Raw genomic sequence first — 15,966 nt, forward strand, 5'->3', positions numbered from 1 at the left:
GCGTTGACGTTCGCCGGACCCCGTCAGAGGCGAGTGCGCTACATTCTGTTGCTGCACCCCTGCTGGACTACTTGTATCCTTATGCATGCATCAGGACATGCGCCTGCTGTTATCGGCCCTGTTCAATAACAGCCAGAACGGGAAACCGGACTTTCCATAAGGTACTGATGTGAAGCGTGACACCCATCTCGTTGTGCTCTTGCTGTTGATTGTCGGCTGCTCCCTGGCATCACTGGCCATTTGGAAGGTGGTGGGTTCTCGAGAACGAGTGCTGAAGGAGGTCGATGTTCACGGGTTGAACCTTACCCAGGCCCTCGCGACCTATTCCGAAGGCATTGTCAGACAAAGTTCACTACTCTTGCTCGGGCTTGTCGAGCGCCTGGAAACCGAAGGCAGTGGACCAGTGCAGATCCAGCGGCTAAGTGCGCTGGTCAACCGACAGCGCCCCCTGATGCCCCAACTGAGCGGTATCACCATCTACAACAATCAGGGGCACTGGCTGATGTCTTCCAACCGGCCGATTCCGGCCGCAGCCAGCGCTAATGACCGTGCCTATTTTATTCATCATCGCGACACCCCTGGCCCTGAGCCCTTTATCGGGCCACCCGTTCGTAGCCTGTCTAACCAAGAATGGGTGATCACCATCAGTCGGCGTTTCAATGATGATCAGGGAGCGTTTGCCGGGGTGGTGGTGGTGACTCTGGGGATAGAAAACTTCCTGCGGCTATTTGGAAAGCTCGACTTGGGGCAGGAGGGGGTCATTGGGTTGTCTCACACCGATGGTACGCTCCTGGCACGCTATCCCTTCCGTGAGCAGGACATGGGACGCAATTTTTTGAAGTCGCCGATCTACGCAAAATATCTTGTGGAACAATCTGTTGGTACCGCTTCGTTTACCTCCAGCCTAGACGGGGTCGAGCGGCTTTATGCCTTCCGCAAGAGTGAAACGCTGCCGCTGATAACTACCGTCGCGCTTGGCAAACACGAAGCGCTCGCTGCGTGGCGAATGGAAGCCGTGCTGTCAGCAGTGGTGGTGACTGGCCTACTGGGACTCACTGGCCTCATTGGTTGGTTTTTGATCCTGGATATCCGTCGGCGGACTACGGTGGAGGTGGAACTGAGGGGCACTCAGCAGCAATTGCTTTCATCGAATCGGCAACTGGAGTTGTTGGCGATGAAGGACGCGCTGACCGGTTTGGCGAATCGACGCTGCTTCGATGAGACCTTAACTATTGAAGCGCGGCGAGCTCAACGAGATGGGACATCGTTGGCATTGCTGATGATTGATATCGACTATTTCAAGTTATTCAACGATTCCGTTGGGCACGTTGCCGGCGACGCCTGCCTGCAGACAGTCGGTAAAATCCTGAGCGAGTGCGTACGGCGGCCGTCGGATCTGGTAGCACGTTATGGCGGAGAAGAGATGGGGGTCATCATGCCCAATACCGATGATGATGGTGCGGCGGTAGTGGCGCAACTTATGTTAGACCGGCTGAAAGAAGAGAACATCCCCCACCAAACCAGCCCATTGGGACGAGTGAGCGTGAGTATCGGGATATCCACCGCTACTGGTTCGGAATTGGATCAGTTGCAAGAGCTAGTCAAGGCGGCAGATCAGGCACTGTATAACGCTAAGACAGCTGGACGGAACTGTGCCGTGAATCATGCACGGCTACTGACTGCCTAAGTAACTCCAATTAAGTCAACACAGCTAACCTGCTCGTGATTGGCGCCTACCGTGGTTTTACCCGGCCCGCCCTTGGTTGAAACGATTGCTGCGATTTTCATACTGCTTGCCTCTGAATCGAAGGATTAGAGACAGCTTCATACAGGTCACGCTATAGACTGATTGTCAGGAGAAAACGCCCTTAACGAAAAAAGCCTGCATCTCTGCAGGCTTTTCTCAATGTCTGGCTCCACGACCTGGACTCGAACCAGGGACCCAATGATTAACAGTCATTTGCTCTACCAACTGAGCTATCGCGGAATGCGCCGTATGTTACTGATTAAAAAGAAGAAGTCAAGCACCGACTTGCACCCGCATCGAAAAAACCGGATAACCGGTGCAACTCACCTACACCGGGCTGGCCATTTCCTTGGCCAAATCCAGCCAGGCGCGTGCCGCAGGCGGCAGGTGAGCGCTGGCGCGCCAGGCCAGGGCAATGTGCCAATCGGTGTGGGGTTCATCCAAGTGAATCAAGGCAATACCTGCAGGTTGGTGTTTGTAGGCCAGCATGCGCGGTATGAAGGCGACGCCCAGCCCTGCCGCGACCAAATCAACAATAAAGTCGATTTGCCCACTACGGGCCGTCACTCGTGGCGTAACGCCTTTGCGTTCGCACGCCGCGAGGATTTTGGCGTTCAGGGCAAAACCGGCTTCGAACAGAATGAACGGTGAGTCTGCAAGGTCGGTGAAGTCGATGCGCTCGCGTCGGGCCAGGGGGTGACTCACGGGCAGCACGACCATCAAAGGTTCATTGCGCACGGGCTGGTAATCGAACCCTTCATCCGTCGGCAGCAGGAGCGCCGCCAGGTCGACCTCTCCCGCCTCCAGGCATTCACGCAGTTTTTTGCTGCCATATTCCGTGAGTTCAATATCGATGTCCGGGTAGCGGCTGCGGTAGGTGGCGAACATTGCCGCAAACAGCACGCCGCAACCTACCGGCGGCAGACCTATGCGCAATAGGCCGCGTTTGAGGCCGCACAGGTCGTTGATTTCAGTCACCAGGTCATTGCTTTCAGCAAGCAGCAGCAAGCCGCGACGGTAGGCAATTTCGCCGGCGGCGGTGAGTTCATTCTTGTGACCGAGGCGGTTAAGCAGCGGTGTACCCAGTTCGTCTTCCAGGGTCTTGACCGCCTTGCTCACCGTGGATTGGGTCAAGGACACCACCCCCGCCGCCTGGGAGAACCCACCCTGGCGTACCACTTCGACAAAGGCCCGCACGGTTCTGAGGTTCATCGGTATTCCTTTCTCGACTGGATACTAGTAATAAAAGTTGTTTTTATCATGCCAGATATTCACTTATCGTGAACGTACCCTGCCCCGTGGAGCCATCGTTCATGATCATCTCGTCCGCATCCGATTACCGCGCAGCCGCCAAGCGAAAGCTGCCGCGTTTCCTGTTCGATTACATCGACGGCGGCGCCAACGCCGAACACACGATGCGTGCGAACAGTTCGGACCTGGCCGAGATCAGCCTGCGCCAGCGCATCCTGCGCAATGTCGACAATCTGAACCTGAAGACCACGTTATTCGGCCAGGAGCTGGCCATGCCAGTCATCCTTAGCCCGGTCGGGCTGACCGGCATGTACGCACGACGTGGTGAAGTACAAGCAGCCAAGGCGGCGGCCAACAAGGGCATTCCGTTCTGCCTGTCGACGGTATCGGTGTGTTCGATTGAAGAAGTGGCGTCACAAAGCCCGCAGTCAATCTGGTTCCAGCTCTATGTACTCAAGGATCGCGGCTTCATGCGCAATGCGCTGGAGCGCGCGCAGGCCGCCGGGGTGACCACGTTGGTGTTCACCGTGGATATGCCTACGCCCGGCGCACGTTACCGCGATGCGCACTCAGGCATGTCCGGGCCTTACGCAGCGCCGCGGCGGATGTTGCAAGCCGTCACTAAGCCCCAGTGGGCACTGGATGTAGGGCTTTTGGGGCGCCCGCATGACTTGGGCAATATTTCCAAGTACCTCGGTAAGCCCACCACCCTGGAAGATTACGTCGGTTGGTTGGCCAATAATTTCGACCCTTCCATCAGCTGGAAAGACTTGGAGTGGATCCGCGAGTTCTGGAAAGGCCCGATGATCATCAAAGGCATCCTTGACCCACAAGACGCCAAGGACGCGGTGAGTTTCGGCGCCGATGGCATCGTTGTCTCCAACCATGGTGGCCGCCAGTTGGACGGTGTGCTTTCTACCGCCAAGGCCTTGCCGCCGATTGCCGACGTAGTGGGCGATGACCTGACCGTGCTGGTGGATTCGGGCATTCGCTCCGGGCTGGACGTAGTGCGCATGCTTGCCCTGGGTGCCAAGGGTTGCCTGCTCGGGCGCTCGAGCGTGTATGCATTGGCCGCCGCCGGCCAACACGGTGTGGAAAACCTGCTGGATATTTTCGCCAAGGAGATGCGCGTGGCCATGACGTTGACCGGCGTCACGTCAATTGACCAGATCGACCACAACACCTTGGTACAACAAAGCACGCACCGCTAACACCCACGACCCGCCAACTAGCCAAATAACTGGCACTGCCACGCAGTGGCTGCTGCTTACTTCTGGAACAGCCAGTTGATTTATAAGAACTTTTATTAATTTAAAGAAAATGGCATGAATCTCGCTCTAATCCTTTTCAAGCAGGTTAAGCGATGACAAGACGTGCGGCAGTGCCCAGGGGTTATAACCCACTGCAAAGCGGTTTAAACTATTTCCAATGTTTTACGGAACTGAAGGAACAGTAAGACGCTTGGCACTCGCCACTCTCATCGAGCCTGTAAGACAGTTAAGTGCTTAGAGGCCGTTAGCTTATGAAATCACCGACCCAGACCAACGCAATTGACTTCGACAGTGCCAAATTGCAACGCCTGGGGTTTGGTCAGCCATCCCTCCGCCCTCGTCGCCCCGTCACCCTTACACAACTTCGCCAGCAACTGAGTCAGCAATTGCAGACCAGCCTGGAACCGGAGCGCATCCTGGGCCTGTTCTTTCGCGAGATCCAGCGCCTGGTGCCTCTGGATGCGCTGCAATATCGCCACGACGCCAGCGACCTGCGCCTGGAGTTCGGCCATCGCGGCCATCACTCGGTGAGCTACACCTTGAGCCATGAAGGTGAGCATCTGGGCGAACTGATATTCCGTCGCAACCAACGCTTGATGGAGAACGAACTGGGACAACTTGAATCCCTGCTGGCAACCTTGCTTTACCCGATGCGTAATGCCCTGCTCTACCGTGCCGCTACCCGTAGTGCCCTGCGTGACCCGTTGACCGAAACCGGCAATCGCATTGCCATGGACCAAACCCTGCAACGGGAAATCGACATGGCTCGGCGGCACTTGAGTCCATTGTCCTTGCTGATGCTGGACATCGATCACTTCAAGAAAATCAACGATACTCACGGTCACGCGGCTGGCGATACCGTGCTGCGCGCCGTGGCCGGGGCGATCAAAAGCCAGCTGCGCAACGTGGACATGGTATTTCGGTTTGGCGGGGAAGAGTTTCTGATCTTGCTGTCGAACACCGGCCGTGATGCGGCGGGGATGGTCGGTGAGCGCCTGCGCCAAGCGGCACAAACCCAGGATTACTGGGTGGAGGATACGCGGGTTGAATTGACGGTCAGCCTGGGCTGCTCGACCTTGTTGGCCGCCGAGTCTGCCGAAAGCCTGTTGCGCCGGGCCGACAGCGCCTTGTACGTAGCCAAGCGCGAAGGCCGCAACCGCTTGGCAATGGCGGGGTAAGCACCCCGCCATCACACCTACATCACGCCTCGCTGGCGACGCGTGCCTGACGCCCACGAACGGCTGCGGGGGCCTTTTCCTTGTCTTTTTCCAAGCGCATGCAGCTTTCCAAAAACAGGTACATGTAGTCGTAGCTCTTGCACACCGCCTGGCGTAGCTCTACCTGCAAGGCCTTGCTGGGGTTCATCCCGGCCAGGGTGCAGATGATTTCCAGGGCTTCCCAAGGGTGGGCGTCGTCGTATTGCGCATGCATCTTCAACCACTTCATCGCACGCTTGCGGTCTTCTTCGGGGAAGGCTGCCGCGTATACACCGGTAGAACACACCACGGCAGACCACTCCCCAGTCGCCCCCTCGATCGCATAGTTGGTCGCGGCAATCGCTACGATCAACGAGTCGGCCGAGCTGGTATGCCAGCACCAATGGCTCAATGCGTGCAATTCAGGCGGTACGTTCTGCGCTTGCAGCTCCTCGAGGCTGACACCATGGGCCTTGGCCCAATACACCCAATAGTCGGCGTGGTTCAGCTCCACGCGAATATTGCGCATCAGCCAACGTCGCGCCATATCCTCCCCAGGATGGCGGGCAAACTTGGTCTTGGTGAGGTTCTGTGCCATGTACAAGGCAAACTGTTCAACCACTGGCCAACCACCAATCAGGTAGTGGCGCATGGTCTTGGCGCTGAGCGTGTTATCGCGCATGCGCTGATACAGTTCGTGCTCGACAACTCGGCGCTTGCTCTCGCTACAGTCCTGGATCAATTGCTGTGCCCAGGCAGGGTAACTTGAGGCTTCCATAAGCGGGCCGGTTCTGTTGAATGTGTCGATCACTGTAGGGCTCCTTTTTAAGTGTGATTGTACAGACCAGCAAATGTTTCAGCGGAATGTGCCGGGCGCCTTGAATAACAGAGGCTGCGGACGCACAGGTCGACACTGCAAGCTATCAAAGGTAAACAATTGCGGGCGTTCAATCAGGTAACCCTGAGCGTAATCCACACCTATCTCAAGTAAAGCCTGCTCGATCAGCGGTGTCTCAACAAACTCGGCAATTGTGCGCTTACCCATGACGTGGCCGATGTGATTGATCACTTCGACCATAGCGCGGTTAATCGGGTCGTCCAGCATATCCTTTACGAAACTTCCATCGATCTTCAGGAAGTCTACAGGTAAATGTTTGAGATAAGCGAATGAGGACATTCCGGCGCAAAAGTCGTCGAGTGAGAAATGGCAACCTAATGCTTTGAGTTCATTAATAAAACGAATCGCACTGCCTAAATTTGCGATAGCGCTGGTTTCTGTTATTTCAAAACAGATCATCCCTGGGGGGATGTTGTAAGCCTCGAATTTGTCACGCAAAAACCCAAGGAAGTCGTCGTCGCCTATCGTAATGCCCGACAGATTAATCGCACACATCGCCATCGGTCGTCCCGGACGCTCGCGCAGGCATTCGGCAATGATCTTGAACACATTTTCCACCACCCAGCGATCCAGCGAGGTCATCAAACCGTAACGCTCGGCGGCTGGAATAAAGCTATCCGGCAGAATGATCCTGCCCGCTTCATCGTGCAGGCGCAGCAGGATTTCGATATGGCCATTCCCCCCATCGGTGTGACCCAGGGGCGAAATTTCCTGCGCATACAAGCAAAACCGATTTTCTTCCAAGGCCACGTGTAGGCGTTGCACCCATGCCATTTCACCAAAACGCAGGGACAATTCCGAATCATCGGCGTGATAGACCTGCACACGGTTGCGCCCCTTTTCCTTGGCCATATAGCAAGCCATGTCGGCCGCCCGCAGCGACGTTTCCAGGGTGGTCGGAGTTTGCGAGATATGCACCAGGCCAATACTGACAGTGGTCATGAACGGTCGTCCTTTCCACACGAAATGCAGGCTTTGCACAGTGTGGCGCAGGCTCTCGGCGATCTTTTCCGCGACCGGTGCCGGACAGTTCTCCAACAGAATGCCGAACTCATCCCCCCCAAGGCGCGCCAGCGTGTCGCCTTCACGCAGGTCCGATTGCAGCAGCGCGCAGATATGCCGCAACAGCTCGTCGCCTGCCGCATGGCCGCAGGTGTCGTTGACTAGCTTGAACTGGTCCAGGTCGAGGAACATCAAGGCATGCCGCCCGTTTTGCGAGCGCCCAACATGGTGCAACACCTGCTCCAGGCGGAACTCGAATTCGCGGCGGTTGGCAAGCCCGGTCAAGGCATCGTGAGTCGCCTGCCACGAGAGGTTGGCAATGTATTGGCGTTCCTGGGTCATGTCGTGCAGCACCAGCACCGCACCACTGACCTTGCCGGCGCTACGGATCGGCGCACCTACCAGGGTTACCGAGACCGTACTGCCGTCCAGGCGCTGGATCAACTTCGAATGTTCGCTGCCGCCACTGAGCTGCCCCTTGATGATGTGCTCAATCAGGGTAAAGCCGTCCGGCTCGGCGTTTTCATCCAGCAGATTAAACAAGGCCGCCAGGGGCAAGCCTTGAGCCTGGGCCGACTTCCAATGGGTCAGCGCCTCGGCTGCCGGGTTCATGTAGGCAATGGCACCGTCGACATCGGTGGTGATCACCCCGTCACCAATCGACTCAAGGGTGATCTGCGCCCGCTCCTTCTCCACCTGCAGCGCGTCGGCGAAGGCATGGCGCTGGGTCAGCAACTTGTGGGTACGCAGCAGCGCCAGGGCGATCAGGCCCAGCGCGGTGGTCAGGTTGGTGATCAACAACAGCCGCAGGATGACCCGCGAGCCTTCGCCCAGGGCATCGCTGAACGCCTTGGCGGCCGGTGTAACGCCGTCGTTGATCGCAATAATGCGCGCCTTCCAGTCACGCACATCACTGCCGCTGACTTGATCGGTGCTGATCGCTTGGTGCATCGCTTGGGCCAAGTCATCCAACTGCACCAGGTAACCATCGCCCACAGTCCATAGCTCAATGGCTTTTTCCAGGTAGCTGAAATGGCGAAAATTGAGGTACAGCCAGATCAGACTGGAAACATCATCGGGATGGTTACCGCCTTTGAGGATGCCCAGGCGCGCGGCATTAAGGTCCGGAGTCGGACGGTCGAGGGCAACACGCAACTCATGCCCGCCCTGAGGCACAGCGATGGCTTGTTGGTATTTGAGGTACGTGGCCTCGTCGCGGCTATCGGCGTAAAGCGTCAGGTAGTAGATGGCATCTTTCTGGCCCTTGGACCACAGACTTTCGCCAGCCACATAGCCACGCACCGCAGAAAGCACGTAGAGACTGACGCAGCCTAACAATGCCTGGAACAATACGACGGCAATAAAAGGCCAGACAATGCCCAACAGCCGTGGTGTTCCGAGAGTCCGCTTTTGCTTCATGAAGTCCCTTGCACATGCACAGCTGAATACGCACGCGAACATCCGCTCCCGATAGCACAGCCTAAGCTAAATCAACGCACTTGTTGCAGGTGCCCGTAAAGTTTGGCGTACAGCCCACCCTCGGCAATCAACTGCTGATGGTCGCCATCCTCAGCGATATGCCCACCATCAAACACTAGCACTCGGTCAGCCTGTTTCACCGCTGAAAGCCGGTGGGCGATGATCAGTGTAGTACGGCCACTGAGAAATCGCGCCAGCGCCTGGTGCAAGTTGTACTCGGTGGCGGCGTCCAACGCGGAGGTGGCCTCGTCCAGAATCACCACTTTCGGCTCGGCCAACACCATCCGGGCAATGGCCAGGCGTTGTCGCTGCCCACCGGAAAAACGTACGCCGGAACGCCCCACCACACTGTCCAAACCCAAAGGTAGAGCCTTGACGGTAGCATCCAACTGGGCGATTTCCAGCGCCTGCCAGCAGGCCTGGTCCGTGCGTGTACGACCCATGGTCAAGTTAGCGCGCACCGTATCGTTGAACAACGCCGGATGTTGCAGTACCACGGCGACGTTCTCGCGAATGGTCTCCAGGCCGATTTCCTGCTGGGTCGCACCACCGAAGCGAATGCTGCCGGCCTGCGGCGTATAGAGCCCCAACAGCAGTTGCACCAAGGTGCTTTTACCGCCGCCGCTGGCGCCAACAATCGCCACCTTCTCACCCGGTGCAATGGTCAGGTTCAACTGATCGAGCACCCAGTCTTCACCGTAGCCGAAATTGAGGCCGCGCACCTCGATGCCGACGGTTTCACGCCCGGCAAACGGATCTTCGCCCCCGGCATATTGTGGTTCGTCGGCACGTGCCAACAGCTCGTTGATACGCGTCAGCGCGCCGCCCGCCGCGTAGTAGGCATACTGCAGGTTCAGCAGTTGTTCCACCGGACCGATCATGAACCACAGGTAGCTGAACACCGCGAGCATCTGGCCGATGGACAGGTCGGAAAACAAGACGGTGAGCATCGCCGCAGCACGGAAGATGTCGATGCCGAATTGAAACAGCAAGCCACTGGCGCGGCTGGAGGCGTCGGTTTTCCATTGGGAGTGAATAGCGTAGTCACGCACTTCCTGGGCGCGCAGGCCAAGGCGCCCAAGGAAAAAGCCCTGGCGATTGCCTGCGCGCACTTCCTGGATGGCGTCGAGGGTCTCGGTCAGCGCTTGGGTAAAACGCGAAGTGCTGTCGTTTTCCAGTTTCTTCAAGTGTTTGACGCGCTTGCCCAACTGCACCGTGGCATAGATCACCAGCGGGTTGAACAGCAGGATCAGCAACGCCAATTGCCAATGCATCCACACCAGAATCGCCGAGGTGCCGACCAGGGTCAGCATGGCCACCAGGAAGCGGCTGAGGGTTTCGCCGACGAATTTGTCCAGCGTATCCAGGTCGGTAACCAGATGCGTGGTCACGGTACCGCTGCCCAGGCTTTCGTATTCTCCGAGGGAAATGCGCTTGAGCCGTTCGATCAGCCGCACTCGGATGCGGTAGACAATGTCCTTGGCCAGCCGCGCAAACAAACGAGCCTGCACCACGTTGAACACCAGCGCACCGCAGCGCAGGGCCAGGGTTACCAGCAGCATCAAGCCGATATAACCGGCCGCCTTCTGCCAGCCCAGGGGCAGCGCGTGGTTCATCACCTTGAGCGCGGCATCGCCGTGGCCCAGCAGCACTTCATCTACCAGCAAGGGCAACAGCAGAGGAATAGGCACGCTGCACAGGGTCGCCAGCACGGCGACGCCATTGGCTATCCACAAGGATTTTTTGTGACGCAGGGCCAGGCGGCGAATTTCTGCCCAGGTCAGTCGGTCAGTGCGCTTGGGCTGCTCGGTGATGTCAGGCTGGTCATGCACAGGTCGCTCGCTCCAACCAGCGGGCGAGCAATGGCGACAGCTCGGACAGCGGCTGGTAGCCGTTGGTCAGCAAGGCCAACTGGCCATTACGCTCGGCCAGCAGGGTCGGAAACCCGGCGATGCCCAAATCCTGCACCCAGGTGAAATCAGCGGCCGTCGCGGCATGCTGCTCGGCACGGTCAAAGGCGCCGGCAAACTCGATGCGTGGGATACCGGCCTGCTCGGCCAGCTCCACCAGCACACTGGCTAGGGTCACATCGCGCCCATCGACATAAAACGCACGCTGGATCAGCCCCAGCAGCTTCCAGGCGCAATCCGGTGCCAGGCTGCGGGCGGTGACGATGGCGCGACACGCAGGCTCTGTGTCATAGACAAAACCGTCGGGCAACGCACCTTCACGCTTGAAGGGCTGACCGGTGGCCTCGGTGACCGCCTGCCAGTGTTCAAGAATGTAGCGCCGGGTTGTCGGCTCCAGCGCCGCGCCACTGCCGGTGCGCAAACCGCCCACTACCAGATGCAGCTCCACGCCGGCCGCCTGGGCCTGCTCAACCAACGCCTCGGCCACCGGCGCAAAGCCCCAGCACCAGGAACACATCGGGTCCATTACATAGAGCAGGCGCGCGGACATGGGTCAGGCCTCGGAAGGTGATTGCTTATAGTTGAAGCCAATCGGGTGCGGCATATTACGGGCCTTGGCCAGCTCAATCTGCTTTTGCCGGTCAATCGCGCTGCGACGGGTCTTCTCCGGCAGCTTATCCCAGCAATGAGGGCAACTGATGCCCGCCACATAGTGCTCGGACGCGCGGTCTTCGATGCTCACCGGAGTGCGGCAGGCATGACATTGATCGTAGTCGCCTTCGCTCAAGTCGTGGCGCACGGTCACGCGGTTGTCGAACACAAAGCAGTCGCCCTGCCATTTGGTTTCTTCCTGCGGCACCTCTTCGAGGTACTTCAGGATGCCACCCTTAAGATGATAGACCTCATCGAAGCCCTCGCTGAGCATGTAGCTCGAGGCTTTTTCACAACGAATGCCGCCCGTACAGAACATGGCGACCTTCTTGTGCTTGGCCGGGTCGAAGTTGGCTTTGATGTAGTCGGGAAATTCGCGAAAACTGGTGGTTTTCGGGTCGATCGCGCCTTCAAAGGTGCCGATCGACACTTCGTAGTCGTTACGGGTGTCAATCAACAGCACTTCCGGATCGCTGATCAGCGCGTTCCAGTCTTGCGGGTTGACGTAGGTGCCGACTTTTTTGTTCGGGTCGACGCCTTCGACGCCCAGGGTCACGATCTCTTTCTTGAGCTTGACCTTGGTGCGGTAGAACGGCTGGTCGTCGCAGTACGACTCTTTGTGGTCGATGTCGACCATGCGTGGGTCGTTCTTCAGCCAGGCCATCAGGCCATCAATGCCTTCGCGGCTACCGGAGACGGTGCCGTTGATGCCTTCTTCGGCGATCAGCAAGGTGCCTTTGATGCCGTTGTCGACCATCGCCTGCAGCAGTGGCTCGCGCAGAGCGACGTAATCTTCGAGGGTGACGAACTTATACAGTGCCGCCACGACAATCGGTTGAGTCATGGGTGTTACCTCCAGGTGGCTACCCTCGTAAAGGGTGAACCGGATGCAAAAAAAACGCGCCGACTAAGCGGCGCGTTGCGGATTCTAACAAATGCCCGGTGTCAGAGACACCCAATCATCAGTCATGTCCGCCGGCGCAGGTCGGCGAGGCCGGGGCTGCGTCGATTTTCGCCCATTCTTCAGGCGTGTAGGTATGCAGCGCCAGCGCATGAAACTCGCTCATCAGGTCACCCAACGTGGCGTAGACCGTCTGGTGGCGCTTGACGCGGTTAAGCCCCTCGAACTGCTGACTGACCAGCACGGCCTTGAAGTGGGTCTGTAACCCACGGCTGTGCATATGGCTTTCATCCAGCACGCTCAAATGTTGCGGGCCCAGGGCGGCGAGCGCCGTTTCGATACGCTGTTGCATGGTCATTCCTGCTTACTTCTTCTTGGCCGGTGCGGCGGCTTTTGGCGTCAGCTCGTTGGTCATGTCTTCCAACAGCTTGTTCACCACCGGCACAGCACTTTCCAGCTTGGCTTGGGTCATCTGGGCCGATTGCTGGGTCAGCTGCGGCATTTTCTCCAGGACTTTCTTGCCCAGTGGCGACTGGTAGAACGCAACCAGGTCCTTGAGCTCGGATTCGCTGAAGTTGCTGGTGTAGAGCTTGACCATATCCGGTTTCAGCTTTGGCCAGCCGATAGCCTGGTCCAGGGCGGCGTTGGCTTTGGCCTGGTAGCTGTCCAATACGGACTGCTTGGCGGCAGGCGCCTTGGTCTGTTCGAAACGCTGGGCGAACATTTGTTGCACTTGCATGTACACCGGGGTACCCAGCTTGTCAGCGTGGGCCAGGGTAAGGAAGGCTTCGGCACTGGCGTTATGGCTGGCGGTATCGGCAAACACTTGGCCGCTGGCGCAAACCAGAGCAACCGCGGTACAGATGGCACGAAGACGAGTCATCGAGTTTCCTTTCTAGCAGGCGAGGTAAGACCCCAAGGGCGACCATTCTGCGCCTAAAAAACCTCGCGGCTCAACCCCAGGCCTTGTCGGGCCTGGATTTGCAGGCAATGAATCCGATGAAACGTGTTTTATGGAACCCGCCTGGTCGATCACGGCCTAAACTGCGCAAACGAACCTGAAGGAGTGTGCCCGATGAGCCGTATCGAAACCGACAGCCTGGGGGAAGTAAACGTCCCGGATGACGCTTACTGGGGCGCGCAGACCCAACGTTCGCTGGTGAATTTTGCTATCGGTGAACAGCGTATGCCTCTGGCGGTACTGCACGCCCTGGCCTTGATCAAGAAGGCCGCCGCCCGGGTCAACAACCGCAACGGTGACCTGCCCGCCGACATCGCGCGCCTGATCGAACAGGCCGCCGATGAAGTACTCGCAGGCACCCATGACGACCAGTTCCCGCTGGTGGTCTGGCAGACCGGCAGCGGCACCCAAAGCAATATGAACGCCAATGAAGTGATCGCCGGCCGTGCCAACGAGCTGTCGGGCAAGCCCCGTGGCGGCAAGAGCCCGGTGCACCCCAACGATCATGTGAACCGCTCCCAGAGTTCCAATGACTGCTTCCCCACGGCGATGAGCATCGCGGCCGTGCAGGCAATCAACAAGCAACTGCTGCCTGCAATTACCCACCTGTCCGGTGGCTTGGCGGAGTTGTCGGCGCGGCATATGAAACTGGTGAAGACCGGCCGCACCCACATGATGGACGCCACGCCGATCACCTTCGGCCAGGAGCTGTCGGCGTTTATCGCCCAGTTGGATTACGCCGAGCGTGCGGTTCGCAGCGCCCTGCCCGCCGTATGCGAACTGGCCCAGGGCGGCACCGCTGTCGGCACCGGGCTCAATTCGCCGCATGGTTTTGGCGAGGCGATTGCCTCCGAGTTGGCCGCATTGTCGGGCTTGCCGTTCGTGACCGCGCCAAACAAGTTCGCCGCCCTCTCCGGCCATGAGCCGCTGGTGACCCTGCACGGCGCGCTGAAAACCCTGGCCGTGGCCTTGATGAAAATCGCCAACGACCTGCGCCTGCTGGGTTCCGGCCCGCGCGCCGGGTTGGCCGAGGTCAAGTTGCCGGCCAACGAACCGGGCAGCTCAATCATGCCGGGCAAGGTCAACCCCACGCAGTGCGAAGCGCTGTCGATGCTGGCCTGCCAGGTATTGGGCAATGACGTGACCATCGGCATTGCCGCCAGCCAAGGGCACTTGCAGTTGAACGTGTACAAGCCGGTGATCATCCACAACCTGCTGGAATCGATCCGTTTGCTGGCCGACGGCTGCAATAACTTCCAGGAGCACTGTGTTGCAGGCCTTGAGCCGGATGCCGAACAAATGGCCGAACACCTGGAGCGCGGGCTGATGCTGGTGACGGCGCTCAACCCGCATATCGGCTACGACAAGTCGGCACAGATCGCCAAGAAAGCCTATGCCGAAGGCCTGACATTACGCCAGGCAGCGCTGGACCTGGGCTTTCTCACCGATGCTGAGTTCGATCAGTGGGTACGCCCGGAAAACATGCTCGAAGCCGGACACTAAGAGGCCAAGCGTAACCGCCGGGCCTTGAGCCCGGCGAGCAACGACGGCGCCAACGCCACGGTCGCCGAGCCGAGCACCACCACCAACGCCCCGGCATAACCCAGGGCGTTGATCTCTTCGGCCTGTACATACTCCGGCCATAGCCACGCCGCCAACGCCACTGCCACAAACGTCACCAAAGGCGTCAGTGCCAAGGTTGCGCTCACCCGCGAGGCCTCCCAATGGGCCAACGCTTCGGCAAACGCGCCGTAAGCCACCAGCGTGTTCATGCAGCACGCCAGTAACAACCAGCCCTGCAGCGGGCTCAGGTCCAGCGCTTCCAGTGGATGTGCCCACGGCGTGATCAGTAAGGCGCACGACAGATAGATCACCATCATGACTTGCAGTGAGTTCCACACCGTCAGTAATTGCTTCTGGCCCAGGGCGTAAAACACCCAGACCGTAGTGGCGAGCAGAATGGTCAGCACGCCGGCGGTGTAGGTGCCCAGAGAGGTCAACAGTTCTATCAGGCGTTGGTTGAAGAACAACCCGAAGCCGATGATCAGCACCATCAGCCCCAACACCTGCCCCAGGCTGAAACGCTCCTTGAACACGAATACGCTGGCGACCATCAGAAAGATCGGCCCCATTTGCACCACCAACTGGGCAGTGCCTGGGCTGAGCATTTTCAGGCCGATCAGGTACAACACGTAGTTGCCCACCAAGCCACACACGGCCATCGCTACCAGCCAGCCGCCCTTGGGGCCGAGCACCTTGCGACTGGGCAAGCGTTTGGTGAATGCGAGGTACACGAACAGGCAGCCACCGGCCACCGTCAGGCGAAACCAGGTGACGGTGATCGGGTCCATCACCTGCAATACCTGTTTGAGTTTGATGGGCAAAATGCCCCAGAGCAGCGCGGTCAGCAGGGTCAAGCCAAAGCCGTAGACCCAACGACCGGAAGAGATGTGCATGAGTGCCCCAAGCCAGAGGAAGTGGAGCGGCATTCTAGGGTGACCCGGGGGGGCTTTGGCGAGGATTTTATCTGACACACCGCAAATCAAAGATGGGAGCTGGCTTGTCTGCTATGGCGGTGTATCAGCCGACATATTTTTGGCTGAAACAGTCCTAATTGTAGAATAGGTATCTACACCTCTTTTTATGGCTTGGGCTTTGTGGTGGTCGCTGGTTTACTGAGTACATATCCGTTGTTTGGG

General features: G+C 58.4%; 13 protein-coding genes and 1 tRNA gene. 4 read left to right on the forward strand and 10 right to left on the reverse strand.

Annotated elements, in window-relative coordinates; translation table 11 throughout:
* The first annotated feature begins 169 nt into the window (after window positions 1-169).
* Complete coding sequence (locus BFL40_RS24815; protein ID WP_071486401.1) at window positions 170-1,687, forward strand: GGDEF domain-containing protein; 1,518 nt, start codon at window positions 170-172, stop codon at window positions 1,685-1,687.
* A gap of 224 nt (window positions 1,688-1,911) precedes the next feature.
* Here the strand turns inward: BFL40_RS24815 and BFL40_RS24820 are convergent.
* Window positions 1,912-1,987, reverse strand: a tRNA-Asn gene (locus BFL40_RS24820).
* 87 nt (window positions 1,988-2,074) lie between these two features.
* Window positions 2,075-2,959, reverse strand: a complete 885-nt coding sequence (locus BFL40_RS24825; protein ID WP_071486402.1) for a LysR family transcriptional regulator — start codon at window positions 2,957-2,959, stop codon at window positions 2,075-2,077.
* A 101-nt stretch (window positions 2,960-3,060) separates the two neighbouring features.
* Between BFL40_RS24825 and lldD the strand changes: the two genes are divergently transcribed.
* Both lldD and BFL40_RS24835 read left to right on the forward strand, forming a co-directional pair.
* Window positions 3,061-4,209: an FMN-dependent L-lactate dehydrogenase LldD gene (gene lldD / locus BFL40_RS24830; protein WP_071486403.1), complete on the forward strand. Its 1,149-nt coding sequence runs from the start codon at window positions 3,061-3,063 to the stop codon at window positions 4,207-4,209.
* A gap of 311 nt (window positions 4,210-4,520) precedes the next feature.
* Window positions 4,521-5,447 carry a GGDEF domain-containing protein gene (locus BFL40_RS24835; RefSeq protein WP_071486404.1) on the forward strand — a complete coding sequence of 309 codons (927 nt, stop codon included), beginning with the start codon at window positions 4,521-4,523 and terminating at the stop codon, window positions 5,445-5,447.
* A 22-nt stretch (window positions 5,448-5,469) separates the two neighbouring features.
* Here the strand turns inward: BFL40_RS24835 and BFL40_RS24840 are convergent, their stop codons facing one another.
* From BFL40_RS24840 to BFL40_RS24870, 7 genes are all read right to left on the reverse strand, one after another.
* Window positions 5,470-6,243, reverse strand: a complete 774-nt coding sequence (locus BFL40_RS24840; RefSeq protein WP_218170179.1) for an iron-containing redox enzyme family protein — start codon at window positions 6,241-6,243, stop codon at window positions 5,470-5,472.
* A gap of 78 nt (window positions 6,244-6,321) precedes the next feature.
* Window positions 6,322-8,784 (reverse strand): EAL domain-containing protein, encoded by a 2,463-nt coding sequence (locus BFL40_RS24845; protein WP_071486406.1) that lies wholly within the window; start codon window positions 8,782-8,784, stop codon window positions 6,322-6,324.
* Window positions 8,785-8,855: 71 nt separating this feature from the next.
* Window positions 8,856-10,658: an ABC transporter ATP-binding protein gene (locus BFL40_RS24850; RefSeq protein ID WP_139213562.1), complete on the reverse strand. Its 1,803-nt coding sequence runs from the start codon at window positions 10,656-10,658 to the stop codon at window positions 8,856-8,858.
* Between the two features lie 10 nt (window positions 10,659-10,668).
* Entirely contained in the window at window positions 10,669-11,271 is a 603-nt protein-coding gene (locus BFL40_RS24855; RefSeq protein WP_174555596.1) for a DsbA family protein, read from the reverse strand.
* A 36-nt stretch (window positions 11,272-11,307) separates the two neighbouring features.
* Window positions 11,308-12,249, reverse strand: a complete 942-nt coding sequence (gene trhO / locus BFL40_RS24860) for an oxygen-dependent tRNA uridine(34) hydroxylase TrhO (protein ID WP_071486409.1) — start codon at window positions 12,247-12,249, stop codon at window positions 11,308-11,310.
* A 118-nt stretch (window positions 12,250-12,367) separates the two neighbouring features.
* The gene (locus tag BFL40_RS24865; protein WP_071486410.1) at window positions 12,368-12,664 is read right to left on the reverse strand and encodes a BolA family protein; all 297 of its coding nucleotides are present in this window, start codon (window positions 12,662-12,664) and stop codon (window positions 12,368-12,370) included.
* A gap of 6 nt (window positions 12,665-12,670) precedes the next feature.
* Window positions 12,671-13,189: a DUF2059 domain-containing protein gene (locus BFL40_RS24870; protein ID WP_010567461.1), complete on the reverse strand. Its 519-nt coding sequence runs from the start codon at window positions 13,187-13,189 to the stop codon at window positions 12,671-12,673.
* Window positions 13,190-13,381: 192 nt separating this feature from the next.
* Between BFL40_RS24870 and BFL40_RS24875 the strand changes: the two genes are divergently transcribed.
* Window positions 13,382-14,770, forward strand: coding sequence for a class II fumarate hydratase (locus BFL40_RS24875; RefSeq protein ID WP_071486411.1), 1,389 nt, complete (start codon window positions 13,382-13,384; stop codon window positions 14,768-14,770).
* Here BFL40_RS24875 and BFL40_RS24880 read toward each other — a convergent pair.
* Window positions 14,767-15,723 carry a DMT family transporter gene (locus BFL40_RS24880; RefSeq protein WP_071486412.1) on the reverse strand — a complete coding sequence of 319 codons (957 nt, stop codon included), beginning with the start codon at window positions 15,721-15,723 and terminating at the stop codon, window positions 14,767-14,769. The two genes, BFL40_RS24875 and BFL40_RS24880, sit on opposite strands and share 4 nt — an antisense overlap.
* Window positions 15,724-15,966 lie beyond the last annotated feature (243 nt).

Origin of the sequence: Pseudomonas costantinii, from assembly GCF_001870435.1 — a bacterium.
Taxonomy (GTDB): domain Bacteria; phylum Pseudomonadota; class Gammaproteobacteria; order Pseudomonadales; family Pseudomonadaceae; genus Aquipseudomonas; species Aquipseudomonas costantinii.